The sequence below is a fragment of the Paraburkholderia sp. SIMBA_030 genome, assembly GCF_046535245.1.
Taxonomy (GTDB): domain Bacteria; phylum Pseudomonadota; class Gammaproteobacteria; order Burkholderiales; family Burkholderiaceae; genus Paraburkholderia.
Map to the genome: position 1 here is coordinate 237,596 of NZ_JAWRXB010000009.1, position 25,302 is coordinate 262,897.

The following is a 25,302-nucleotide window of genomic DNA, read 5'->3' on the forward strand; positions in this document are numbered from 1 at the left end:
CCAACGAAGCAGACACTACATCGGGAGTTTGCCATGAGAAACACGATTGCGGCCGTGATGGCCGTTTCCGTTGCACTGGTCCCCTTTTCGTCCGTCTGGGCGCAAGGGAATGCTGGAGCGAGCCAATCGACTGCCGCAGAACATCCGGATGCGATCGTCAGGATGCACCAGCAAGTCGCTGCGGCCAATCGCGAATACGACAGGGAAGTCGCGGCTGCCAAAAAGGTCTATGACCACAAGAAAGCGGCAGCGAAAACGAAGCGAGACGCCGCGGTCGAAGTCGCCCACAGAGGTACGAGCCAGTAAGACGCCTTCGCTGAGCACTGGCATCTCATGGCCGGCGTTACCGCTGAGACGGACTGCGGCGGGGAACACGCCTTCCGTTCAGCGAGAAAATCGCAGAGATAACGTCGACGACGGCCGCGCGCGTCGGTCCCGGCCGGCGCGGCAGCAACCGCAACGCAGATGGCCTTTGCCGCGCAACAACGTCGACGTTAGCTGGACGCCAAGGGCGAACTTAAGCAATATCTCTACCCGCTTTGCGTAGCAGCTTCCACGTAAAGAGGCCGCCAACAGACGCGACACGGCCCGATAGACCCAGAAAAGCGCAGATGCAGCCCACCTTCCACAGTTCACGGCCGTTGGACAAGGCTGCATGTTCAGGCGCATCGCGCAGTCCGCATGACCAGAACGCAGCGCGCGGCGCGCATGCCCACGCCCGAAGGTCGTCCGCACCGGACGCACGGCGCTCGGCCAGCCCCGCGCCCGTCATTACCGGTCAGGCAATCTGGCGTATCTGGGGAAGGCCGCGTTTCACTTTCACAGATTCAGCCGTGTCACCTTGGCGCCGTTGAGCGAAGCGTCCGCCATCAGACCGGTATTGGTCAAGACGAGGGCCACGACCTGCGAGGAGGCCGATGTCGTGTCGATTGTGCCGTTCGCACCCACTTTCACGAGTGACACTGCTACGTCGCTGCCAACCGACCACCCAGCCGCATTGCGGAACTTGTCGAGCACGTCCTGCGTCATGAACATGAAAATGACTGCCGTCGACTGGGCACCGGCCTGGAATCCAAATGAAGCAGCCGCCGTGCTGTAGTAGCCAACTGTCGTGCCACCCACACGCAATGCGCCTTCGCCATACTCTGCCCCGGCAATGAAGGCCGCTTTCTTCACATCCGGGAACACAAGGATGCCTTGGGCCTTCGATGCGAGTTCGCGCGAGCCCTTGACCGTCGCGAAAAGCCGGGTCAACGTACCGTCAACACTCGCGTCGATCGCCTGGCGCTTCGAGACATCGGTTTCAGGGCTTTTGCCGCTGCCTGGCGTCACGGCGCAGCCCGCGAGCGTCAAATTCGCTGCGGCGCTGACAGCCGCTACCTTTAGCACAAAATTCCGTCTGTTCATTATTGACCTCCATTGTGTTTCCGAAGCAAATCCCCGGTGCGTGAGTCTGGCGGGTCCATCCTTCGATCCCGTTCGATCCAGCGCTCTGACAACTGAGCGCGATGCGCCAAGTCGTACGGGCCGACACTACGTCCTCTCACTTTACTGGCCGGCTCACTTACCCGGACGGAGCAGCAGCACGAAGCAGGCGACGCCGATCACCATCGCAAACACCCCGATATGAACAAGAACCGGGCTCTCGTAAAGCGATCCTCGGATCGACGACGCCATTCCACCCAGCGTAACGAATACAGCAATCACCGCCAGGACGATCCTACTTTCTGCGCGAGCCATAGTGAATTCTCCCGGCTGCATCACTTGCCATCCTCAGCATTTGCGAGCGGGTGCGTTGATAAATGAATCGTGATCGCCAATCTTGATTGAGAAATATTCCCATCTCTCAAATCGGTATCTCCTGTACTACAATGATTCTTCTCGCGGTACGAAACAATACGACCTTGGTCTCACAGCAATACCCCTTCCTGGATTTTCCGAATACTCCAGATCTTCAAGAGGAAAAGAGGATGGAGCCATGGAAAATGACAAAAAGAAGTCACCCGGATATTCGCCTGAAGTACGGGAACGGCAGTCCGAATGATTCACGAATAGCGGGCTGGGCATCAATCGCAATGGAAGACCGGCGCATTGATTGCAGCCATGGATCCGACTTCCGCAGCGAGTTCGTGACTTGGCAGTCGCACACGGTTCATTGATTTTCCCCGAGGCGGGAAGACGAACACGGGAGAGCACTGTGGACCTCGCCCTCGACGTGGCGCCCCCGGTGCCGCTTGAGTTATACGGGACGCCTCCGCCAGGACACTCATTGCTTAAGTATCTTCCAGGGGCCGTTGTCGTGCTTACAGACGGTGGGCGTCCAGCTTTGCGTCTGGCCCTTCGCGATTGCCACGAGCGTCGTCGTCCGACAGGTTAGATCGCCCTTGTGCGAGGTATCGTGCGGGGTCACCGTGCCCTTGATCGATACGGGGTTGCCGGTGCCCGCGTTGTTCCATTCCAACGTTTCGCCATCCTTCTTTGTTTCAAGCGCAGTCTGCGCGGCGTCGTTAAGTGCTTTCCGGTCAGCTTCCCTCATGTAACTGATCGGCGTTTCCTTCAGAAAGTTCAGGTTTCCAGCATAGCCGACAGTTGCTCCGGCCAGTAGAGCCACACCTATCAACCAGTGCGGTAAAACGTGTATCGCAACGCGAGATTGGGTGGGCATCGGTCTATCTCCCTCAATAGCGGAGCCGAAAAGCAATTGCATTGCCGCTGGCACCTTGCACAGCGAAAACAGCGACAGCGTCGTACAGATGCGCTGAGAGCCGGCGACCGGATATGCCTGGAATAGTCCTGCAGCCAGATTCGCAGCCCCCAGACCGAGCAGTTCCTGGCGGGCTTCGATCTCGTAACCGTTGGCCTGGGCGAGCGAGCGCGCGGCTGAGACGCTCTCGACATACGAGAGCAACAGGCACGCAAAGGCGAGTGGAATGACGCCATCCACATCGGGTGGCCGCAGCCCCGGCAGGCGGAACTCGGGCAACCCTTGAGGCAGCGCGCCCACCACCTTGAAGCCAAGCCCGGCCAGCGGCGTAAAGGACAGCACGACGATCGAGGCTACGACCACGACGAGAGCGACCGGCCGCCCCGGCAGGAATTTTTCGCCGAGCAGCAGCAACGTCAAGCAGACCACGCCGAACGCCAGAACGGCGAGATTCGTGTCCGGAATCTGCCCGCCAAGCACGACAATTCGCTCGAAGAAAGACTCTCCGCCTCCTTTCACTCCGAAGAGTTTGGGCAGTTGGGTCAAGGCGATAGTCAGCGCCGCCCCGGCCTTGAAACCGAGGAGTATTGTCTCGCTGATGAAATTGACCAATGAATTGAGACATAGCAACCACGCAATGACGCACATGCCAGCTATCAGCACGGCCGTTAGTGCGGCGATCGAGGCCCAGCGCGCCGCTTCGCCACCCGCCATCGCGGCGACGGTGACGCCGACCAGCATCGAAATCGCCGAAGTCGGGCCGATTGCAAGCTGGCGCGACGAACCGAACAGCGCGTAAAAGAGTCCGCCGACGAGATAGCAGTAGATGCCGGATTGTGGCGGCAAGCGTTACACCGGCGATCGCGTCATTCACCAGCCATTGCGGCTTATAGGTGGGCAGCCACTGTGCGGGAGGAAAGGCTGAGCGCCACCCGCGCGCATCCGTTGCCAGGTGATCGGTGGCGCTGGGTTCGTTAGTCAACGTGGCGTCTCCTGTGCGGGCCCCATCAAAGGTGCACGCGGCCCGATGATCCAGTGCATGGCAACGTCGCCCGCCCGTTTCTACCCTCAAGCGTAGCCGAGCGCCAGTGCGATACCAATCGGACCTTGGTCTTAGATCATCGACTCAGAGACTGACGAGGTGCCGGACGGCAAATACGACCTTGGTCCGATTGCGCGCGGTATGACGGGAACGCAATGATAAAAGCCAACCTGCCGTGCTGCACACACATCGCCCAGCGCGAGATCCGGGCAGAATTGCCATGACCGGTGTCGGTTACGGCAACGCATTCAGGTGGCCGGTGACCTGCATTAGCGTGGGCTCAAGCAAGGAGTTGTCGTGAATACGTTAACGAAGTACTGCGTTTTTGCCACGTTAGCCGCATGGATATCAGTTGACGTCGCCGCGCAGGGAAAACCGGTCGCCTATCCCGCCAAGGGTCAAAGCCAGCAAAAACAGCAGGAGGACGACGGAGCATGTTATTCGTGGGCCAAGACTAACACCGGAGTCGATCCAACTGCCGTGGCCAACGCCCCGCCACCGCCTTCTGGACCAGCAGTGGGCGGAGGCGAACGCGTTCAAGGCGCGGCGCGTGGCGCGGCCGGCGGAGCGGTGATCGGAGCCATAGCCGGTGACGCAGGAAAAGGCGCGGCGATTGGCGCCACGGCCGGAACGATGGTCGGCGGCTCGCGCGCCCGGCAAAACCGGCGCGCTGCGGCGACATCCGCGCAGTCGCAGTCGCAAGGCGCTATGGACACCTTCAACCGTGCCTATGCCGCTTGCATGGAAGGTCGTGGCTACACGATCAAGTGAGCGGCATCGTAAAGGCAGCGCGACGCGCCTCCGTCATGAAGGAAAAGGCGGCCAATCAGGCCGCAAAACAGTGTGCGCGTATGCGTAAAAGGAGAGCAGCATGAGAAACAGCAAACTCATCATCGTGGCGACGCTCGTGGCTCTCACAAACACGGGCTTCGCACAGACGGAGCCACAAGTGGCCGTCACGAGCGCGCCCGGCAAGGTATCCGTGACTGGAACGGTCAAGACGACCTCGACTGTAGTGGGTATCGAACCGGCCACGCGAACCGTCTGGCTTAAGGATGCCAAAGGAAAGGTCGTGCAGCTCGTGGTGGGTGAAGAAGCGCGCAACTTCGACCAGCTCAAGATCGGTGATGTGGTCACTGCTGAATACTCACAGGCGCTTACCGTCACACTTAAAAAGGGTGGTGCTCCTCTGGCCGCCAAGGAAAATCAGACGCTGGAGCGTACGCCACTCGGCGCGAAGCCGGGAGGTACCGCTGCCCGAGAGGTCACTGTCGTGGCCAATGTCACCGCGATCAACACTCACACTGGCGTCGTGACATTGAAGGGCCCGCAAGGCAATTCTCTGGACCTGGTCGTGCAGGATCCCGAGCAGCTCAAGCGAATCAAAAAAGGCGATCAGATGGAAGTGGTCTACAACGAGGCTGTTGCAATTTCCGTCGAACCTCAGGCCAGCAAATAGCCTTGCAGGCGCCGTAAGCGCCTGCTCCTGCATTTGCTTCATGACGTAGTTCGACATCGTTCCTGGCAGTCGAGCCTGGCGTGTCGTATTTTCACCTACAAGCCTGTTTCACGAGGTGCCCGGCGCGGGGCATGAGAGGCCTTCCGTCAAATCAGCAACCGTCCGGCTTCCGTCAACATGTTGCGGACGGGCAGAAGGTTGCTACGCTGAAAGCGCACCATCGCATAGGCGCGCATCGTATCTGGACTCGCAGGCAAACGGGCTATCCGAAACTCTATTTCTTCTGCCGGGCGGATGCCCGCTTCCTCCACGATGACGTTCAATCGGTCCAGCCGGAATGTCTTCTTCAGGACGTAGAAATGTGAGTCCGGTGACGACAGCACGCCGCAAATCACATCCAGCTCTCGCTCTAGCGCATCGGTCTTCAGGCCGAGACTCGTCAGAGCCTGATTATTCTCGTCGATCCGCGCCTGCAGGCGCATGACTTCCGCCGGGCCGCACGACGCTTCGCTGCCCAGCAGCGAGCGCACCCCTGCCCCCTGCCGCTCAAGAAGCGCAAGGCGTGTCCTGAGTAGCGCCCGCTCCTGTTCGAGCGAATCACGCCGTGACCCGTCCGCCTCGATTTTGCTGATTCCCTCCAGCGCAAGCTGATCGATGACCCGCAGAACAATTTCCCGCCGAAGTGCGGCTTCCGACACACCTCAAACGCGCACCTGATGATCGCTAAAGCTGACGCTCGTCTGCAAGACGTCGGCCCGGATCGTTGCTCCATGTTGCGCCACGCCGAGAATGCGCTTTTCCATGATGGCCATTCCGAGTACGGCGAAGGCTTCCTCCGCCTCAGGGTGATCGCGGAAGTAGGCGCGCACCGCCTCCGAGTGGCTAAAGACCGGGCAAACATCTTCAGGCGCGGCAAAGAAAGCGTGAATGTACGGGTCCGTTGTCCAGGCAGCCGCGCCTGCTTCACACGCGGCCGGCACCTCTTCCGCGAGGCGCGTCAGATAATCGATCGCTTTGTGCACGGCGGGCGCCATACGTGCCTCGTAGTCACGCGCGAGACGCAATTGCGGACTGAGCTTGACGATCCGATCGACGATTTCCTTCGTCTGCTGGACATCGCCTTCTGCAGGTGTGCGTTTTCCGGTCAATAACCACGACAGCAGACCCATGTCCCGCTCCAGCCGCTATCTATGATTCGTCACGCTCAGGAAGAAGCAGCGCCGTGATCGTGCGGTTCTTCCAGTACATGTTGTGAATACGCGACTGCAGTTTTCGCAGCCCGTCGGCAGTCGCGTCATTGAAGATCACCAACGCCGCCGGCCGCGAGCCTGCACCGGCAATACGTCGGATCGCACTGCACTGAGGAAATCCATACCTTATCAGGAACTCGCTGAGTTCCTCATCAGAGACGGTTTCTTCCACATTTCCAAGCAGCAGTTCAGCCATGATGGTCGCTCCTTGACAGTTGCTCTAGGCAATGTCCAGACTGCGGGACTACTTCGTCATTGCGTCCATTCGGCGACTCCTGAAGGGTGCACGAGGCGAGCACAGCCCGTGGCAATGACCGTGCGGTTCGCGCGCTCTTTTAGCGCCGCCGCCAACATGCTTACCCGAAAGTCGGGTTGTGCGCTTTTTCGCGCAGATTTGGGCGGAACGGCGGAGCAGTCGCGGCAGCCCTTGCCGCAATGCCACATGGGAGCGCGATTGCATCAAGCCGCACTATCCGATTTTATTTTCATGGTGTGGGGAGTTCAGATATCTGCCAATCGGACCAAGGTCCTATTTCTCCATCGGAGGGCAGCAGGTAGGTTCATTGCCTCCGCCTTTGCCCGTCGAGGCGTTCATCAGGCCACAGTCGACCACTTCGATCGGCACGAGCCTCACAATCTTGACGAATGCTGCCGAGGCAACCATGTCACTGAAAGCCGCTCGCCTGTACCGCCGCCGCAATATCACGGCTGACCGACGCCAGCGCGCGATCATGAGCCGCGACAATCGGATCGAAACCCGGGCCGGACACGATCTCGCGAGCAACGGAGCGGCCCACGACCGAGCGCGTCTTCCCAGGTGGGCGCACAGCCCATTGCACATCGACGGTTACGTCCCGCCCTGGCACGGACTCGAAGCCCATCACATCGAGACGCACATGCCATACCGTCAGCGGGTCGTAAGCTCTGTCGAAGACCGACACTTGCTGCGAGTTCAGCAGCGCGCCAAGGTCAGCGGCAATCACGCGCGCAATATCGCCTTTCAACGGCTGCGCCCAAAGGGCGAATTCATTGACCGCTACTTCGTTGTCGCCGACCCGCGTCACGATCTGCGGCCGGTCGACCATGTCCGGCACCGTGACAGGACCGATCACCACGGAGACGGGCCTCGTCGCGCCGGAACTGGCGAGCGACGGGTCGGGGCCCAGCGCAAAGAAACTGGCCGATGGCGACTTGCATCCGCCGAGCAGCACGGTGACCAGTCCGAGAATGAAGCAGGCCCTTGCGTATCTCATGGTTTGTCCTCCGACTTGCCGCGAACCAGCGCTTCCGGATGCCGCGACAGATAGTCGGCGAGCGTGCGAAGCGACGCGGCGGTGCGGGTCAATTCGCGCATCGCGTCTTCCGTGGATTGCTGCAACGACGAATCCGGTTGCAGCGCGCTGTTCGCGGAATCGAGCGCGGTTTGCGCCGACGTCAGCGTGTCATGAGCCTTTGGCACGACCTCGGTATTGAGCTGGGAAATCAGGGCGTTCGTCGTGCGTATAGTCGTGCGCGCATCGTTGCCGATCCCCTCGAACGGAATGGTATTGAGCTTGGCCAGCAACCGCGTGACGGAGTCCTGTAGCGATTGGAGCGTGCGCGGTATCGCAGGCAATTCCGGCGGCGACTTGCTCCAGTCTATCGTCGCCGTGGGCGCATCCGGGAAATAGTCGAGCGCGACGTAAAGCTGGCCCGTCAGCGGATTGCCGCTCCTGAGCTGGAAGCGGAATCCGTGTTCCACCAGATAGTTCGCAATTCCGTGCGGGTCGTCGGTGATACGCCCCCCGGCGCGGCCGCTCTGGTAGCGTGACGTAAAACGCTCCGGATAGATCTGAATTTCGACGGGAATGCTGAAACGATTGTGCACCGGGTCGAAGCGCGTATAGATTGCCGTCACTTCCCCTATCACGATGCCGCGGAAATCGACAGGCGCGCCAACCGTCAAGCCGCGCACCGAATCCACGAAATTCACCACGTATTTATCGACGATGCGATCATGCTGTTTCATCGCGTCAGCACGCGTTTCGTACAGCGTGAACTGTGTGTCGGGCGCGGCGTTGGTCTCTTCCTGCGACCCCGGCGGCGACTCGAACGCCACCCCACCGATGATGATGGAGACGATCGACTGGGTTTCGACACGCACACCGTTGGTATCGACGGTCATGTCCACCCCGCTTGCGTGCCAGAAGCGCGTATCGGTTCTCACGAAGCGGTCGTAGGGTGCATTGACAAACACCTTCAGCGTGACACCCCGGCCATCCGGGTCCAATTGGTAGGAGGCGATCTGGCCGACCCGAAGCCGGCGGAAATAGACCGGCGTACCCACGTCCAGCGAGCCGAGTCCCGAGCCTTTCAACGTGAACTCGTGCCCCGGTACGTCGCTCGCAAAGACTGGCGGGTCCTCGAGTCCGACGAAATCGCGACGCATTTTTCGCGCGTTGCCGACATCGACGTCGATATACGAGCCAGACAGAAGCGTGCCGAGCCCCGAGACCGTGCCGCCTGAAATGCGCGGGCGAACCACCCAGAACCGCGTGTTGTCGACGAGCAGATTCGCCACGTCGCGAGCGACCTCGGCCTTTGCGACGACGTTCCTGTGGTCCGGCGACAGGTTCACCGCTTCGACCACGCCGATGTCGACATCCTTGAACTTGAGCTTGGTTTTCCCGGCTTCAAGACCCTCGCCGGTCTTGAAGCTGATGGTGATCATCTCGCCGCGCTCCAATATGGCCTTCGTCGCCAGCCATCCGCCGATCAGCACCGCGACGATCGGCACGAGCCACACCAGTTGCATGCGCCAGCGCGAGCGCGGAATCGGGTCCGCCGGGGGCAGCTCGGGGACATCAGGCTCGTCATTTGGCCCCGACATGATTTCTCCCCGCTGCGTCCCAGATGAGGCGAGGGTCGAAAGACATCGACGCCAGCAGTGTCAGCACCACGACCGCCCCGAACGCTATCGCTGCCGGGCCGGCCTCGATCGTCGCCAGCGCCTTGAATTGCACCAGCGCGACGAGCATCGTGATCACATAGATATCGAGCATGGACCAGCGCCCCACCAGTTCGATCACGCGGTAAATCCTGGTGCGCTGCTCAGGAAGCCATTGCGAATGAAGCTGGGTGGAGCCCGCCAGATATGCGAGGCCCAGGATCTTGAGCATCGGCACCATGATGCTCGCGATGAACACGAGAACAGCGAGCGGCCATGAACCGGATACCCATAGATAGACCACACCGCTCATGATCGTGTCTTTCTGCGCGCCGAAGAGTGAACTCGTGTTCATCACCGGCAGCACATTCGCCGGGATATACAGCACGATCGCGGCCATCAGATAGGCCCACGTCCGCGAGAGACTCGCGGGCTTGCGAATATGCAAGTGCGATCTGCAGCGCGGGCATTCGTGCAGGCCCGAGCGCGCCGGATTCCCGACCAGCAGCCCGCACTCTTCGCACAGCACGAGCCCATAGGCGGATGCCGTCACCGCACGGCGCCGGAGCTTCAACGCAGGCAGCGCCCAGGCGTTCCCGGTATTTCTTCCGGCGCCGATGCGCGACCATATCTCACGCGGATCGAATGCCGCCGACGCTGCGGCAAGCAGCAGCATCAGCGCGACGAACGACCACAACGCCGTGCCCGGCACGACCTTCGCGACGTGCGCCAGCTTGACGAGCGCGACGAGCAGACCGAGGATCAGAACCTCGGTCATGCCCCATGGCCGCGCCAGTTGAAACAGCCGGAAGCCTTCGGCCGAGCGCCAAGGCACTCGCCCCAGATGCAACGGCACGAGCAGCCACAGCATCGCCACGGTCTGCAGCACCGGCATGAGAATCGTCGTCAGGCAGACCAGCACCGCGAGCGGCCAGGTGCCGTGGCTGTAAAGCATGCGGACCGAGCCGGCCAGCGTCGTTTGAACGAGGTTGCCGTTGAGCGACAAACCGACGATCGGAAAGACGTTCGAGATGACGATCAGGACCGCCGAAGCGAGCGTAAATGCGAGCGCATATTCGGGGCCGTTGGTGCGTCCCCTTCTCAGCTCGGCGTGACACCGGCGGCAACGCAACGAGCTGCCGGGAGTGACTGGCGCTGCAAGCTGAAGCAGGTCGCACTCCTCGCACGCGATGATCTCCTGGCGTGTCATCTCGCCTCCAGGGCGACCGCCGGTTCGCCGGTCGGGGCCGCGCCGCGCGCGACGGGCGCGGTGTCCGCCGGCGTCGATGGTGCGGGCGGGGGAACCGACCGTTTCTCCGCATCGAGAACCCAGCCGCCGCCCATCGCCTTGTAGAGGCTGACGAACGACGTCAGCTCGGCCCCCTGCGTCTGCGTATAGCTCAGTTGTGCGTTGAAGAGGCTTCGTTCAGCGTCGAGCACTTCGATGTAGCTGGTATAACCGCCTTCGTAACGCTGACGCGCGAGCCGGGCGTAGGTGTGCAGCGCCTCGACCTGGTTGCCCACCACGGTCAACTGCTCGTGGGTCTTCTGCACGGAGATGAGCGCGTCCTCGACTTCCTGGAACGCCACCTGAATCGATTTTTCGTAGGAGAACAGCGCTTCCTGTTGGCGCGCCTCGGCCTGCCGCACCTGCCCGGAGATATTGCCCGCCGTGAAGATGGGCTGTGTCACACTGCCGGCAAAAGACCAGACCCGAGCCGGGCCGGTGAACAGATTCGAGAATTGCGCGCTGACCGTACCGAACAGCCCCGTCAGCGAGATGGACGGAAAGTAAAGCGCCTTTGCCGCACCGATCAGGGCGTTTTCGGCAACCAGTGCCTGCTCGGCCTGCAGCAGATCCGGACGGCGTTCGAGCAACTCGGAGGGCAGCCCGTTCGGAATCGGCGGCTCACCCATCGCCGACAGTTCGCGACCGCGCAGAATGGCGCCCGGATTCTTGCCGATCAGCACGGACAACGCGTTTTCCTGCTGGGCGATCTGCATTTCGATCTGCGCAATGGTGGCTTTCGCGGCCTCGTACTCCGACTGGCTTTGGGCCAGTTCCATTTGCGACACCTCGCCGCCCTTGAATCGCGCCGTAAAGACGCGCACCGATTCGTCGCGGCTTTTCACCGTTTCCGTGGCAATCTCCAGTTGCCGATCGAGATTGCGCAAGTTGATGTAGGCGGAAGCGACGGAACTGACCAGCGTCAGAATCGTGGCCCGGCGGCCCTCCTCGCTTGCCAGCAGGTTGGCCCGGGCAGCTTCGGTCTGGCGGCGAACCTTGCCGAAAAGATCGATTTCCCACGCAACGGACAACGTCGCGTCGAACTGGTTGTAGATGGGACTGATGCCGTTCGGTATGGGTATCCCCGCCGCCTGCGACGCGCGTTGGCGAGACGCATCCGCGCCCGCGCCCACTTGTGGAAAGAGTCCGGAGCGCGTCGTGACGAACTGGCCTTGAAACTCGTCGACCCGCGCGGCCGCGATCTTGACATCACGGTTCTCCAGCAGCGCGGTTGCAATAAGCTGGTCGAGCACAGGATCCTGAAACTGTTCCCACCACGTCACGTTGGCAATCTCGGCGGCCTCGCCCTGCGCGAAGCGATAAGTGGCAGGCACTTCCACCTTGGGCCGCACGTAGTCGGGACCAAGCAGGCAGCCGCCCAGCGCAAGCAGCGCAGCGAAAGCGAGCAAACGCGCCAGTACCGTCCCGTGCATGTCATTCACCTTCTTGCGGTGCCGACGGCGCTCGGTGCGACGAGCCGGACCCGGGTGCCGCCGTTGAGCCTGAGCCGACCTCGGCGGTCCCCCGGTCCGGCGTCTGCTTTCCTCCGCGGGAGCGCGAGGACATCAATTCGAGCAGGTAATAGAACATGGGGATAAAGAACACGGCGATGACCGTCGCGCCGAGCATGCCGCCGATCACCCCGGTGCCAATCGAATGGCGGCTGTTAGCCGACGCGCCCGTCGCGATGGCAAGCGGCACGCAGCCGAGAATGAATGCCAGCGACGTCATCACGATCGGACGCAACCGCTCTTCTGCCGCCGTCATGGTCGCGTCGAACACGGACGATCCCGTCTCCCGGTTCAGCACAGCAAATTCGAAGATCAGGATCGCGTTCTTGGCGGCGAGTGCGACCAGCATGGTCAGCCCGATCTGGAAGTACACATCGTTGCTCAGTCCGCGTAGCAGGATGGCGAGCAGTGCGCCGAAGAGCGCGAACGGGACCGCCATCAGCACGCCGATCGGCAATGACCACTTCTCATACTGCGCGGCGAGGATGAGGAAAACCATCACCAGGCCGAACACGAAGACGAGCCCCGACGTGCCGCCCGATTGCCGTTCCTCGTAAGCCTCGCCGCTCCAGGCGACGTCATAGCCGGGCGGCATTTGCGTCGCCAGTTCTTCCAGTGTCGAGATCACCTGCCCGGTACTGAATCCGGGAGCGGCATTCGCCGTGATCTTGATCGCCGGGAAATTGTTGAACCGCGTGACCAGATCGGGGCCGACGACAAACTGGTAGCTCGCCACCGACGAGATCGGCAGCATCGTGCCGGTCTTGCTGCGCACGTAGATCTGGTCGATGTCGGCGGGCTTTGACCGGTACGAAGGTTCCGCCTGCAAGATCACCTGCCACAGCCGGCTCGAGCGGTTGAACTGCGACACATACAGCGAGCCGAACATCGTCTGCATGGTGCTATACGCGTCTTCGACCGGCACGCCGAGCGTCTCGGACTTGTCGCGATCCACCTGCACCAGCAATTGCCGCGACGACGCATTGAAGGTCATGGTCACGCCGGTGAGTTCCCGACGCTGCCTCGCCTGCTGAACGAACTGTTGCGCCACCTCCGCGAGTTGCGCAATGCTCGCGTCGCCCTTGCTCTGAATCCACACTTCCGTGCCGCCCGTCGTGCCAAGACCGGGAATCGACGGCGGGTTGACGGGAACCACCACGCCCTCTTTCACGTTCTGGAAGTGGCGGTACGCCTCTTCCAGAACCGTCCGCGCGTTCTGCGTCCTGATGTTCGCCGACGTGTAGCGGTCCTCGAAACTCTTGAAGCCGACAAAGAAAGTACTCGCGTTGTTTTTATTCTGGCTATCGAGCAGGCTATACCCGTCGACCACCGTGATGCTTCCGACGGCCTCCTGTTTCATGAAGTAGTCGGTGACCTGCCGCGACACTTCTCCGGTACGGTCGAGGCTCGCCGCGTCGGGCATGATGACCGCGCCGAGCAGATAGCCCTGGTCCTCCGGCGGCAGGAATGCCGAGGGAATCGACCGCACCATGAGTACCGCGAGTACGATCATGCCGCCGAAGAACAGCAAGGCGATGATGAATCGCCTGATCACCAGCTTGACCGCTCGTGAGTAGCCCGCCGTCATCTGGGCGAACTTGTTGTCGAACCAGCGGAAGAAGCCTTTCTTCTCATGATGGGTGCTCTTCAACAGCAGCGCGGCGAGCGCAGGCGACAACGTCAGCGCCACGATCCCGGACAGCACCACCGATATCGCAATCGTAATGGCGAACTGCTTGTACATCTGCCCCGTGATGCCGCCGAGAAACGCCACCGGCACGAACACCGCGCACAGCACGAGCACGATGGCGACGACCGGTCCCGCTACCTCGTCCATTGCTTTTTTCGCCGCGTCTTTCGGATTCAGCTTGTGCACCATTATGTTTCGTTCGACGTTCTCGATCACGACGATCGCATCGTCCACGACGATCCCGATGGCGAGCACCATCCCGAACAAGGTCAGCATGTTGATCGAGAAGCCCATCAGAAGCATGAACATGCAGGTGCCGACAATCGAAACCGGCACCGCCACGATCGGAATCAGCGTCGCGCGCAGGCTTTGCAGAAACACGAAAACGACGATGACGACAAGCACCAGCGCTTCGAAGAAAGTGTGAATGACGTCGGAAATCGAGACCCGGGTGAACTCGGTCGTATCCATTGCGATTTCATAAGTCAGCCCTTCCGGAAACGACTGTTTCAACTCCGCAAGCGTTGCGCGCACCTTCTTCGAGACCTCCAGCGCATTGGCGCCCGGCTGCTGATAAACGGCGAGGACGGTCGCGGGTTTGCCCTGGAATCGACTGCGAATGGAGTAGTCCTTCTGCCCCAGTTCGGCTCGTCCGATATCCTTGATCCGCACGATCGCCGCCCCGCCGTTCGTCGCGCGCACGATGATATTTTCGAACTCGGACGGCTCGGTCAGACGGCCGGTCGTCGTGACGGCAAACGACTGTTCAACCGTTTTGCCTGTTGGCGACTGCCCGATACTGCCCACTGCGAATTGCTGATTCTGATTCGCCACCACCCGCTGAACGTCGGCCGCTGTCACGCCCAGCTGCGCCATGCGATCGGGCTTCAGCCAGATACGCATTGCGTAATCCGGATTGCCGAAAATGCTGGACTGGTTCGCGCCCGGCACCCGCTTGATCGCGTCGAGCACGTAGACGTTGGCGAAGTTCGCGATGTAGACCGGGTCGTACCGGTCGGAAGGCGAATAGATCGCAATCACCATCATGAAGGCGGACGACTTCTTCTGCACCTGAATGCCCTGCGCCTGAACCGATTGCGGCAGCTGCGGCAAGGCTAGGTTCACGCGGTTCTGCACGTCGACCTGAGCCAGTTCCGGGTTCGTACCGATCTGGAAGTACGCATTGATCGTCAGGTTGCCGGTGGATGAACTCGACGAGTTCATATAGATCATGTTGTCCGCGCCATTGACCTGCTGCTCGATCGGCGCGGCGACATTGTTCGCCACGACCTCCGCGTTGGCGCCCGGATACGTGGCGGAAATAGTGATCTGCGGCGGCGTGATGTCGGGATATTGCGCGACCGGCAGGGCGAACATCGCCAATGCGCCGCCTAGCGTAATGACGATCGAAATGACCGACGCGAAAATCGGGCGATCGATGCAATAGTGCGAGATGCTCATGTCGGTCGCCCTTTCATTGGGTCGCACCCTTGCTGGTCCCTTGCGCCGCCTGCTCCTGTGCCTTCGGTGAAGGCGGAGGGGCCGCGCTTTCAGACGCAGCCTGTCCAGGCGGCGCCGCGCCTCCCGCGGGAGCGGGACTCTTGACTATCTTGAGCTGGGACCCCGCTGCGACACGTAGTGCGCCATCCACCACGATGCGCTCTCCCGCTTTGAGGCCATCGGAAACAAACCAGTCTTCGCCGTGCCAATCTCCCACTTCGACGACTCGCTGGTGCGCCTTCGCCTGGTCGTCGACGACCCAGACAAAGTGGCTCTTCGAGCCCTGCAATACGGCCCGCTGCGGCACGAGAATAGAGTTGGGCCGTATCGCCCCGGAGACGCGCGCCCTCACGAATTGGCCCGGACGCAATGTCCCTTTCGGGTTCTCGAAGGTCGCCCGCACCAGAAAGGTCCCCGTTTCGGTGTTGAAGGCAGGATTCGCAAAGTCGATGTGACCCCGCTCGGCAAACACCGTGCCGTCGGCCAGAATCAGCTGGACCACGAAATTGTTGTTTGGGGGGAATCGCAATTGCCCGGCTGCAATCTGGTCCCTGTACCTCAACATCTCGTTTTCGGAAATACTGAAGTTCACCCACATCGGGTCGAGTTGATACACATAAGTCAGCAAACCGGTGGCAGTTGCCGTGACGTAGCTGCCGTCCTGCTGACGTGCAAAGCTCGACAGACCCGTGAGCGGAGACTTGATCGTGGTGTATCCGAGGTTGAGCTGCGCCGTCTCGACTTCTCCCCGCGCGGCGATCACTGCTGCAGCGGCCTGCTTCTCGTTTCCTATCGCATCGTCCAGGTCCTTCTTGCTTAACGCGTTCTGCGCAGCTAGCGGTTCCACGCGCGCGAGATTTGCCTTCGCGACCTGGAGGCGCGCCTGTTGCTGTGTCAGTTGTCCCATGGCGGTCTGGAGCGCGGCCTCGAACGGCTTCCTGTCCATCTGGAACATCGTCTGTCCCGCCTTGACCATCTGCCCCTCGACGTACATCCGTTTGTCGAGAAAGCCGTCCACCCGCGCCCGAATTTCGACCTCGCGAGAACTCTGGGTTTGCGCGGTAAATTCGAAGTCGACTGGGGTGTCCTGCTGTACCACGGTGGTGACAGTCACGTCCGGCGTGACTGCTGCGGGCGCGGCGGGTTGCTTCTTGCATGCGGCAAGCAACGCGATAACGACAACGGCGAGCAGCAGCGTTCGCCCACGCAGAGCGCGCACTGGATGACGAAACAGGACTGATATAGCCGCGGACCCGCGAGAATCCGGCCGCGGCATGGTGGGGAAGACAAAGACGGTTTTCATCGCACGACCCGCCTGATCACAAAGCAATACAGTTGCCGAACAGCACAACTGCATCTCCGCTGTTTACGATCATCAGCGTCATCGATCCGTCTCCCGAATCGACGACGAGAGTCCACCCATATCCCATCTCCATACCCTCGATGACGATCTGATTCGGGTCTTTGTTGACCGTAAGCATGGGCGTCGTGCGCGCGGGTCCGGTGATGGATTTCTTCTGGAAATCGAGGGAAAGGAACTTGGGTGCCCCAATGTCCGCCGGCAAGGACCGGTTGCACACAATCCCCGGATCGCATGTGTGCGCTTCCATCGTCGCGCAGACAAGCGGCTTGCTGCCATCGAAGTCTGCAGCCGACGCATCGAATGCTGTAACGCCGAGCAAAATCGAGAGTAAAACGGATCTGGATTTCATCGCGTAGGCTCCGCATTTTCTTTGAACGCTGCTGCGCAGCGTACGGCGGGACACCGCACGGCGCGCGCGCCGAAATCGTGCCCGCACCGCTTGTCATTGAGCTGCGCATCCAATGCGAGACAAGCGGCCTGCCGATTGATGCGTTCACTTAGTTCAGTTTGGTGGCTGTGAGAAAGGGAGACAATCGGACCTTGGTCTCATAGCGCCCAGCAGGACGAAAGTGCTTCAAGTCAGCGGCGTACCGCCTACCGCCATTTCCACGGCCTTGATCAGGATGGCGCCGTTTAATGGTTTACGCAGATACGCGACAGCGCCTGACGCAAGCGCGGTCTGCCGAGCGGAAAGCTCGTCGTGAGCGGTAATAATGATGATAGGCAATCCGATCGGCGCAAGCTGACGCTGGACTTCCAAGCCGCTAATTCCCGGCATCTGGATATCCAGAATCACACAAGAAGGCCGATATGACGGAATCGCCGAAAGCATGTCCAAAAACTCTTCACCACTGGAAAACGTTTCTGCCTCTATACCGACCGACTGCAGTAAACGCCTGATGGCGCGGCAAACTGATCCGTCATCGTCGACCACAGCAACGATTTGGTTGGGATTGACCATATTACGACGCGACCACGCAATCGCTCCCGCCAGTAGATTTTTGCAGCTTCAGCCTAGCGGGAGATTGCAAAATGAGATATAGGGCTTTGGTCCACTAGCGGCATTGGCCACAGCGGTTGAGCTCGAGCAGGCATCTTATGAGGTGTCGATCAGACCGCGCGGAAATCACTCGTCGTCGGCCGCGTGCACACCGGCCTTTTCCGCGAGCCGAACGAGTTCGACAATCGATCTCGCCTTCATCTTCTCCATCACTCGGGCCCGATGAATCTTGATCGTCTTTTCGGCTGCGCCCAGATCGCTGGCAACCTGTTTGTTCAGTCGACCTGTCAATACGAGTGCCATCACTTCGCGCTCTCGGCGCGTGAGATGATTGACCCGTTCCTCGATCTCCGCCCTTTGGCTTCTTTTCGCAAACTCTATACATGCGCGCTTAAGCGCACGATCTATCGCAGCGAGCATGAGCGATTCGCACACCGGCTTGATTAGAAAGTCGAATGCGCCGGCTTTCATCGCATCCACACTCGAGACGACGTCGCCGTGCCCCGTCAGAAACACGATGGGAAGGAGGTGGTCAAGCTTGTGCTGCACCTCCAGCCCCGTCATGCCGGGCATCTGCAAATCGAGAACGAGGCAAGCTGGTGTGCTCGCCAGATCGGTTCTCTCCAGAAAGGCTTCGGGACTGTCAAAGCATTCGACGTGATAGCCCGAGGCGCGCAGCAATCGGGCGAGTGCGCTTCCTACCCGTTCGTCGTCGTCCACGACGAAAACACGAGTTGTGGACTGGCTCATGGTGGCTGTGGGCCGCAGCCCTGTCGTGAGCTGGTTCCCTGTGGCAGCGTTACGTGGAACGATGCTCCCTTGCCATTGTTGTTCTCCGCCCATATTCGGCCTCCGTGACCGGTGACGATCGTGCGGCTGATGGAAAGACCCAGCCCGAGCCCTTGAGGTTTGGTCGTGAAAAATGCCCTGAAAATCTTGTCCAGCTTGTCAACGGTCAGGCCCAGCCCGCTGTCTTTCACCGTAATCCGCACGCCTCCATCGGGTTCTTCGCGCACGGTTGTCTCGACCACACGTTCCGCGGGAGCACACTCCTTAACCGCATCGAACGCGTTCAACAGCAGGTTCAGTACGACCTGCTGAAGTTGAACCCTGTCACCGCAAACCATCGCCAGATTTTCGGAAATGTCGAAGCTGGTGCGCACGCCGCGAGTCAGTGCGTCGCTGTGCACAAGAAGAGCCATGTCGCGTACGACGTCGCCGACGTCCAGCGGTTGCAATTCAATATCGCCTTTCCGCGCCAATGTCCGGATCTTCTGGATGACTTCGCTCGCGCGACGGTTATCCGTGACGATATCTTCCAGCGCGCCACGGAGCTCCGCTTTGTCGGCAGTCTCCGACTCCATGATTTTCTGTGCCGCTTGCGCGTTGAACAAAATGGCGGTGAGTGGCTGCTTCAGCTCGTGAGCAAGAGATCCGGCGAGTTCCCCCAGAGATGAAACGCGTGCCAGATGTGCGAGTTCCTTCCGGTTTCGATCGACTTCCTGGGAGGCACTGCGATCCGATATCACGGTGATCCGCAATACCTGGCCGCGAGCCCTGTATTTCGTGGTAGTGGCTTCCGCAGGAAAATCGACCCCGTCACGCCGTCGCGCGATCAGCACCTGTGTCGTTGAATCGCTGGCGATTCTGCCTGCGTCTCCACGGTCTTCGACTCCCAAATGGTCATCAAACATACGACGAATCGGGAATATCATCTCCGTCGACGCGCCGGCCAGTTGTTCCCTGGTGTAGCCGAACAGTTCTATCGTTCTAGCGTTCGCAAAGGTGATCTGGTTCCGATGGTCGACAGTGACGATCGGGACCGGTATCATTTCAAGCGCCTCCCTCAAGGGAATCCTTGCGTCCAGCATCCGGCGCGTACCGCGGCCGCCTCCCCGTAACCATGACATGCACGTGACAACATACCCTCTCCATTCCGGCGTCGAATCAGCATCCTCAAGCGAGTCGGCCGTGGCCTGCATGCTCGACACGCCAATGTCACGATGAAGGGATGGGAGTAAGACCTGCGTCGATGTCGTCAAATGAGAATCGTGTCGTTTGCAAATCGTGTCGCCACTAGTTCGCAAAGCACGTATGTCGGGGAAAAGACTTTGAAGAAAATAGCGCCGTTGCGCGAACCAGGCTATTGACGTTGTGGCTGCGTCTATCGCGAGGTCTCTGCCCTGCATGATCGGATTGATCATCGGTTTCTCCGTACGCAGTTCGCGCTGATTCAACACTGCCGCGGCGCCTGAGCTACTGGATTTAACGACCTAGGTTACTTTCGTGAAAATTGCCTCGAATATCCGGCAAATGTAATAACGGTAACAGTATAGGCAAAATAACGAAGACGCGGACAGTTTCATTTCGTATCCAGTTAATTATCACGACGTTATCCAAGTGGTTCGATGGCACAAGGCGGACGTCACGGAATTTACACTTCATATCGACGGCACTCACCCACACTGTGTTTTTTCATAGCGAGCGGAGGTCTGGCGGGTTGCATCGCACCGCAGCAATGACTCGGTAGTCGCCCATACAGGCTACAGGTGAAGCACGGATGAATGAGCGCACAAGCTGAGGCAGTTTCTTGATTCTGGTGAGTCTGCCTGTCGATGCATTCGCGCAGGTTTTCTCCCTTGCATCAAAGACATCTTGCCGTGCCAGTGCGCCCGGCATGATTCCCGACCACTTCGTCCAGATCGAGATCCGGGGCATTGCCCGGCAGAAAGTAAAGGGCCAGCCGACCGTTCGTCGAGGCGACGTATTCGTGCACTCCGGCTTCTTTATGTGCATGCAGGGTACCCGCTCGTTGTCGATCAACGCGACGGTCGAGAACGCGACGACTGCCGCAAGGGCCGAGTGCGGCATCACCGCTATCCGCAGGGCCGTGTGTATCGCCGACCTCGGCTTTCATCGCGGCACGGTCGGCGGACGTCATCCGACCGCGCTCGCTCAACTTTCCCCTCGCGCTATCGCGTGTCCGTGACACCGGGTCTGCGATGTCAGAAGCTATCCGGCACATACACGACTGAATCGCTCGGTGCCTGGAGGTGACGCGGGACCCGCTTATCACGATCGTCACGGCGCTCGGCGGGTAATCTGAGCGGTAGGACGCTATTGCGTCGGCATAGCCGGACTCGAGTTCAGGGGCCACATCCGCGTCAGGATGGTAGATCAGCGGCGGTTCGTCCTTGATTCCCGGTCTCGCGTCTTCCAGAGAAACAAGCTGCCATACTTCCGCAAGTCGATCCGGTCGTACCAGAGATCGAGCGCCCGCATCGACGCATGGTCCATCATCCGTTCACGGTATTCACGCACGAGATCCCTTGAAACACGTGCCTCGTCGCTGCGTGGAAGCCCAAGATGCTGTGCGGCAATCACGACGCTCGCGGCGAGCCGCTTGAGGTCCCACTCGAAAGGCACCGGCAGCGTCTCGTCGAGATCGTTGATGTCAAAGATGATATTGCGCTCGGGCGTTGCGAATCCGCCAAAGTTCATCAGATGCGCGTCGCCGCAAGCCTGCACGCGGATGCCGCTGGTCGGCGCCCTAGCCAGATTGGCCGCCATCAGTATTGCGGAGCCACGATAGAACGCGAATGGAGACGCCGACATGCTCGAAGCGGATCGGTATCAGCGCTGGAATGCGGCCTTCATTGGACTTGATGAGCAGTTCGATCGGATCTTCACGATCCGCGGAAGCTTTCCACCCCGCCTGCGACGCTCTCGGCACCGTGTCGCGCAGCAGCCGTCCGTTGTGTGCCCCGGTCATCTGCAGTCAGGTACGTTCCCGCGCTCTGTGACGCTGCAATCATACGTGGATAGCTGAGGGCCCTGCGCGTAGTGATTCCCCGCTGTTCAGCTCACTCCGTCCGATTGGCGCCAAACAGCGCGATCCACTCGGGCGACAGCAGCGCTTCCTTACCAGCCCGTCTTACGGGCGACCTTGATGCAACCGTCGCAGGCGATCGACGCATGCGCAGACTAGCCATTTGAATCAAGCCTGTTGCCTGAGTCGGAACGGCGATATAGGACATTGGTCTATCACGAGCGGTAAGCACCCTAATCTGCTTTCGGAGCGATGTTCAGCGCAGCGTTATGCCGAAATTCACGGACGTTTATCGTCCCGGACTCTGCCGTCCATATAGCAGATTCGCGAAACGATTCCCCGTCCGTCGCCAACGTTGATTAATTCGGTCTCGCAAATTTACAGGTCAAGCTTGGTCACCTTCGTTCCGGCGAGCGAGATATCCGCCATCAGACCGGTGTTGGTCAATACCAGCGCCACTACCTGCGAGGACGCTGATACTGTATCTATAGCGCCGTTGGCGCCCACTTTCACAATCGAGACCGCTATGTCGCCTCCGACCGACCAGCCCGCCGCGTTGCGGAACTTGTCCAGTGCGGATTGCGTCATGAAGAGGAATATGACTGCGGTCGACTGGGCGCCGGCCTGAAATCCAAACGAAGCGGCAGCCGTGCTGTAGTAACCGACTGTCGCGTCACTGATACGCAACGCGCCCTCGCCGTACTCGGCACCGGCAATAAAGGCCGCTTTTCGAACCGTCGGGAAAACCAGCACTCCTTGGGCCTTTGATACGAGTTCACTAGAACCATTGACCGTCGCGAACAATCGCGACAACGTACCATTCACCGCGGCGTCGATCTCTTGCCGCTTCGAAGCGTCGGTTTCAGGACTCTTGCCGCCGCCTGAGGTCATAGTGCAACCCGCAATACCCAGACTCGCAGCGGTGGCTGAAATCGCGATCGTTTGCACAAAGTTCCGTCTGTTCATTATCGACCTCCAGCGTGGTTACGATGCGAATCGCCAGTCCCTATGTCTGGCTGCCCGTGCCCGGTCCGACTCTTCTGGCCGCACATAACAGACGCCCAGTGCATGCCGGACATGTCGAACCATCACGTTGTCAGTTTCCAGGGTGCGGCTGCAACACTCCCGATTACATTTTGTCACGGTGGGGCAATTGGGAAATCAGACCTTGGTCTTACAGCGGGCGAGAGTCACGCAAAAGTCCTGGCATTGACGTGTGAGGCCAGCCGGAAAAAGTGGAAGCCAACATTCCGGGAATTCAGGAATGGAGTCATACATGAACCGAATCTCCAAAACCGTCTACACGACGGACCGTTGACGGAGAAGCTCAACTCGTGCGGGTCAGGCGGGAGCTGGGCAATCCGGCGGAGCCGACCATGCATCATCCACCCAATGCGATGATTGCCATGGTCAGCGCGACGCCGAGCGCCACCATCGCGCATCCTGTTTTCCATCCGCCGTACCCGGCGTGGCTGCCTAGCGCCACTCCACTGGCAAATAACATGGCAAGGGTGAGTGCACGCGACACGATCAAGGCAGTCGGGACGTCCCTGAACAGGATGAACGGCAATGCAACCGGAAACGTCGAGAAGACCACGAGCAAGAAAATGCCCACCGCGCCGATGACGTCATTGCGCACGAGGCGCGGGCGGCGCGGCAAAGCAGTGATGGCAGCGAGGCGCGCGCGGATGAGTTCCAGTTCCGTATCGGCGATCAGGGGTTTGATCCATCTTGGCAATGCGTCGCGAAGGGCGCGAACTCCAGCGGCCGCGTCCAGCTCGCTTCTTACCGTCGTCGCGAGTGTGAGCCGCCTGCCGCGATTGGTCAGCGTGCGTAAGAGAAACATCACAGCATCGGCCAGGCCCCACGCGAGGTTGCAGCCAAGTGCCGTGTAGAGCATTTTTCGTCCAGCGTCTTCGCCTGCTGTCACGGCCGACACGGCGCCGACGAACGTTAGCGCCATGAACAGACCAAAACACAGTTCCGACACCCGGTCGACGGTATCCAGAACCGGCTCGCGCGCTTCGGCGTCTTCCTCATCCGTCAGACCATTAGCGTACATGAACTCTCCGATTGCGGTTAGCGCGTGATCGTACTCACTACCCTGCCGAACCGGCACGTAGCGTTCGACACCTCGTGCCGAGCGAATGCCGTTGAGCGAGGAGGCCTCCTCTCGCGGCTTGGAAACGCGCAATGCGACATAGCGAACGGGGAGCGCCTTCATCAGCTGACCACGAGCGGGAGCATGCAGCATACGGCGTTCGATTTGATGACCATATCGGACCAAGGTTGTATGGCCCCGCCTGGTGCCGGGGTCTAAATTAATAGAGGATCTTCGAAAAGTTACTCAGGTCAACGTACGCATGGAGACAGGGGAATGGCGAAGACACAGGCGAAAAAAGACCAGTCCGGGGAAGACAAGACGCTGTCCTATAAGGAGTATCGAAAGGCGTTGTTCCAGTTGCATGTCGAGCTGGTCAGGCTCCAGGAATGGGTGGTTCAAACGGGCAGCAAGATCTGCATTGTTTTCGAAGGACGCGATGGCGCGGGCAAGGGCGGCACCATCAAGGCGATTACCGAGCGTGTGAGTCCGCGCATATTTCGCGTCGTCGCGCTGCCCGCACCGAGCGAACGCGAAAAGAGCCAGATGTACGTGCAACGCTACCTGCCGTACTTGCCGGCCGCAGGAGAAGTCGTGATCTTCGACCGCAGCTGGTACAACCGCGCGGGAGTCGAGCGAGTGATGGGTTTCTGCTCCGATGAGGACGTGGAGAGTTTCTTCAAGGCGGTGCCGCTTGTCGAGCGGGCGATCGTCGGATCCGGCGTCATCCTGCTCAAATACTGGCTCGAAGTCAGCCCCGAGGAACAGACCCGCCGTCTTGAAGCACGCATCCACGACGGGCGCAAGGTGTGGAAGCTCACGGATATGGACCTGAAATCCTATAGCCGCTGGTATGACTACTCGCGTGCGCGCGACGCAATGTTCGAGGCGTCGGACACCGAGATCACTCCGTGGTACGTGGCGAATTCGAATGACAAGCGTCGCGCGCGGCTCAACATCATCAGCGATATGCTTCACAGGATTCCCTACGCGGCGATGCCCCGCAAGAAAGTGACGCTTCCCAAGCGGCAAAAAACGGACGGCTATGAGGAACCGAACTATCCGTTCAAGTACATCGCTGAGCGATTCTGACCTCGGGGGCTCACTGTAGACGAAGGTCATCGATGCCATGAAACAGGAACATTCGTCCGGCCAGGGAACGCGAAATGTGCCCTCCACTACGGCGGTCGACGGGCAGCGTCCGCCTGCCCTTCCCGGAGTGGGCTGGCGACTACAGGGCAGCGTGGCTAAGGCCCGACGTCATTGCCGGCCTGACGCTGGCTCCGGTGGTGATCCCGAACGCACAACCTCACGACGGTAGATCGGCGCGCCCGCGGTTGGAAGGGCTCTGTCAAGTTGACGGGCGTAGACTACCTGTGTGTCGGCAAGCGTCGGTACGGTGCCGTACGCCGGAATGCAGATAATGACGATTTCGAGCAACAGCATCACCGTCACGGCCGACCCTCGCCGACCGCCAAGGTACTGTCGGATCTTGAGCATGAGCGGCCACGTCGTCACGGCTATCGCGGTGCCCCAGATCAACGCCGCACAAAAGGCTACTCCGGTAGCCCAGCTAACCCGATCAATCGGGCTTTTGGCGTCGGCGACCGATATCGGGCAGTCAGGTAGATCGCTGAAT

At 60.2% G+C, this 25,302-nt stretch carries 23 protein-coding genes and 1 pseudogene; 5 read left to right on the forward strand and 19 right to left on the reverse strand.

The window, feature by feature from the left end:
* Positions 1 to 33: 33 nt before the first annotated feature.
* The gene (locus SB772_RS17710) at positions 34 to 306 is read left to right on the forward strand and encodes a hypothetical protein (RefSeq protein ID WP_410834520.1); all 273 of its coding nucleotides are present in this window, start codon (positions 34 to 36) and stop codon (positions 304 to 306) included.
* 513 nt (positions 307 to 819) lie between these two features.
* On the opposite strand, the gene SB772_RS17715 is transcribed toward SB772_RS17710, so the two are convergent.
* From SB772_RS17715 to SB772_RS17725, 3 genes and pseudogenes are all read right to left on the reverse strand, one after another.
* Positions 820 to 1,407 (reverse strand): YSC84-related protein, encoded by a 588-nt coding sequence (locus SB772_RS17715; RefSeq protein ID WP_410834521.1) that lies wholly within the window; start codon positions 1,405 to 1,407, stop codon positions 820 to 822.
* A gap of 153 nt (positions 1,408 to 1,560) precedes the next feature.
* On the reverse strand, positions 1,561 to 1,740 hold the full coding sequence (locus SB772_RS17720; protein WP_410834522.1) for a DUF2964 family protein: 180 nt from the start codon (positions 1,738 to 1,740) through the stop codon (positions 1,561 to 1,563).
* A gap of 1,024 nt (positions 1,741 to 2,764) precedes the next feature.
* Positions 2,765 to 3,686, reverse strand: a pseudogene (locus SB772_RS17725) (SulP family inorganic anion transporter); the annotation flags it as partial.
* Between the two features lie 357 nt (positions 3,687 to 4,043).
* On the opposite strand from SB772_RS17725, the gene SB772_RS17730 reads away from it, so the two are divergent.
* Positions 4,044 to 4,517, forward strand: a complete 474-nt coding sequence (locus tag SB772_RS17730; RefSeq protein WP_410834523.1) for a glycine zipper family protein — start codon at positions 4,044 to 4,046, stop codon at positions 4,515 to 4,517.
* Positions 4,518 to 4,617: 100 nt separating this feature from the next.
* Positions 4,618 to 5,205, forward strand: coding sequence for a hypothetical protein (locus SB772_RS17735; protein ID WP_410834524.1), 588 nt, complete (start codon positions 4,618 to 4,620; stop codon positions 5,203 to 5,205).
* Positions 5,206 to 5,351: 146 nt separating this feature from the next.
* Here SB772_RS17735 and SB772_RS17740 read toward each other — a convergent pair whose 3' ends face one another.
* From SB772_RS17740 to SB772_RS17800, 13 genes are all read right to left on the reverse strand, one after another.
* A complete protein-coding gene (locus SB772_RS17740; protein ID WP_410834525.1) occupies positions 5,352 to 5,903 on the reverse strand; it encodes a hypothetical protein in 552 nt (183 codons plus the stop codon).
* A 3-nt stretch (positions 5,904 to 5,906) separates the two neighbouring features.
* Entirely contained in the window at positions 5,907 to 6,374 is a 468-nt protein-coding gene (locus SB772_RS17745; protein ID WP_410834526.1) for a hypothetical protein, read from the reverse strand.
* A 19-nt stretch (positions 6,375 to 6,393) separates the two neighbouring features.
* On the reverse strand, positions 6,394 to 6,651 hold the full coding sequence (locus SB772_RS17750) for an RNA-binding protein (protein ID WP_410834527.1): 258 nt from the start codon (positions 6,649 to 6,651) through the stop codon (positions 6,394 to 6,396).
* 469 nt (positions 6,652 to 7,120) lie between these two features.
* Positions 7,121 to 7,708, reverse strand: a complete 588-nt coding sequence (locus SB772_RS17755; protein ID WP_410834528.1) for a membrane integrity-associated transporter subunit PqiC — start codon at positions 7,706 to 7,708, stop codon at positions 7,121 to 7,123.
* Positions 7,705 to 9,324 carry an intermembrane transport protein PqiB gene (locus SB772_RS17760; RefSeq protein WP_410834529.1) on the reverse strand — a complete coding sequence of 540 codons (1,620 nt, stop codon included), beginning with the start codon at positions 9,322 to 9,324 and terminating at the stop codon, positions 7,705 to 7,707. Before SB772_RS17760 ends, SB772_RS17755 begins: the two co-directional genes overlap by 4 nt.
* Positions 9,308 to 10,591: a paraquat-inducible protein A gene (locus SB772_RS17765; protein ID WP_410834530.1), complete on the reverse strand. Its 1,284-nt coding sequence runs from the start codon at positions 10,589 to 10,591 to the stop codon at positions 9,308 to 9,310. Before SB772_RS17765 ends, SB772_RS17760 begins: the two co-directional genes overlap by 17 nt.
* The gene (locus SB772_RS17770; protein WP_410834531.1) at positions 10,588 to 12,102 is read right to left on the reverse strand and encodes an efflux transporter outer membrane subunit; all 1,515 of its coding nucleotides are present in this window, start codon (positions 12,100 to 12,102) and stop codon (positions 10,588 to 10,590) included. Before SB772_RS17770 ends, SB772_RS17765 begins: the two co-directional genes overlap by 4 nt.
* Position 12,103: 1 nt before the next feature.
* Positions 12,104 to 15,331 (reverse strand): efflux RND transporter permease subunit, encoded by a 3,228-nt coding sequence (locus tag SB772_RS17775; protein WP_410834532.1) that lies wholly within the window; start codon positions 15,329 to 15,331, stop codon positions 12,104 to 12,106.
* Between the two features lie 13 nt (positions 15,332 to 15,344).
* A complete protein-coding gene (locus tag SB772_RS17780) occupies positions 15,345 to 16,673 on the reverse strand; it encodes an efflux RND transporter periplasmic adaptor subunit (RefSeq protein ID WP_410834533.1) in 1,329 nt (442 codons plus the stop codon).
* A 16-nt stretch (positions 16,674 to 16,689) separates the two neighbouring features.
* Complete coding sequence (locus tag SB772_RS17785; RefSeq protein WP_410834534.1) at positions 16,690 to 17,082, reverse strand: hypothetical protein; 393 nt, start codon at positions 17,080 to 17,082, stop codon at positions 16,690 to 16,692.
* A gap of 225 nt (positions 17,083 to 17,307) precedes the next feature.
* Complete coding sequence (locus tag SB772_RS17790) at positions 17,308 to 17,694, reverse strand: response regulator transcription factor (RefSeq protein WP_410834535.1); 387 nt, start codon at positions 17,692 to 17,694, stop codon at positions 17,308 to 17,310.
* Positions 17,695 to 17,859: 165 nt separating this feature from the next.
* A complete protein-coding gene (locus SB772_RS17795; protein WP_410834590.1) occupies positions 17,860 to 18,483 on the reverse strand; it encodes a response regulator transcription factor in 624 nt (207 codons plus the stop codon).
* A complete protein-coding gene (locus SB772_RS17800; protein ID WP_410834536.1) occupies positions 18,480 to 19,937 on the reverse strand; it encodes a sensor histidine kinase in 1,458 nt (485 codons plus the stop codon). Before SB772_RS17800 ends, SB772_RS17795 begins: the two co-directional genes overlap by 4 nt.
* A gap of 473 nt (positions 19,938 to 20,410) precedes the next feature.
* Between SB772_RS17800 and SB772_RS17805 the strand changes: the two genes are divergently transcribed.
* On the forward strand, positions 20,411 to 20,722 hold the full coding sequence (locus tag SB772_RS17805) for a hypothetical protein (protein WP_410834537.1): 312 nt from the start codon (positions 20,411 to 20,413) through the stop codon (positions 20,720 to 20,722).
* Between the two features lie 188 nt (positions 20,723 to 20,910).
* On the opposite strand, the gene SB772_RS17810 is transcribed toward SB772_RS17805, so the two are convergent.
* The 3 genes from SB772_RS17810 to SB772_RS17820 form a co-directional block, all read right to left on the reverse strand.
* The gene (locus tag SB772_RS17810; RefSeq protein ID WP_410834538.1) at positions 20,911 to 21,303 is read right to left on the reverse strand and encodes a DUF2252 family protein; all 393 of its coding nucleotides are present in this window, start codon (positions 21,301 to 21,303) and stop codon (positions 20,911 to 20,913) included.
* A gap of 637 nt (positions 21,304 to 21,940) precedes the next feature.
* Positions 21,941 to 22,528, reverse strand: coding sequence for a YSC84-related protein (locus SB772_RS17815; RefSeq protein WP_410834539.1), 588 nt, complete (start codon positions 22,526 to 22,528; stop codon positions 21,941 to 21,943).
* A 415-nt stretch (positions 22,529 to 22,943) separates the two neighbouring features.
* A complete protein-coding gene (locus tag SB772_RS17820; protein WP_410834591.1) occupies positions 22,944 to 23,624 on the reverse strand; it encodes a hypothetical protein in 681 nt (226 codons plus the stop codon).
* Between the two features lie 315 nt (positions 23,625 to 23,939).
* On the opposite strand from SB772_RS17820, the gene ppk2 reads away from it, so the two are divergent.
* Positions 23,940 to 24,755 (forward strand): polyphosphate kinase 2, encoded by an 816-nt coding sequence (gene ppk2, locus SB772_RS17825; RefSeq protein WP_410834540.1) that lies wholly within the window; start codon positions 23,940 to 23,942, stop codon positions 24,753 to 24,755.
* The last annotated feature ends 547 nt before the right edge of the window (positions 24,756 to 25,302 follow it).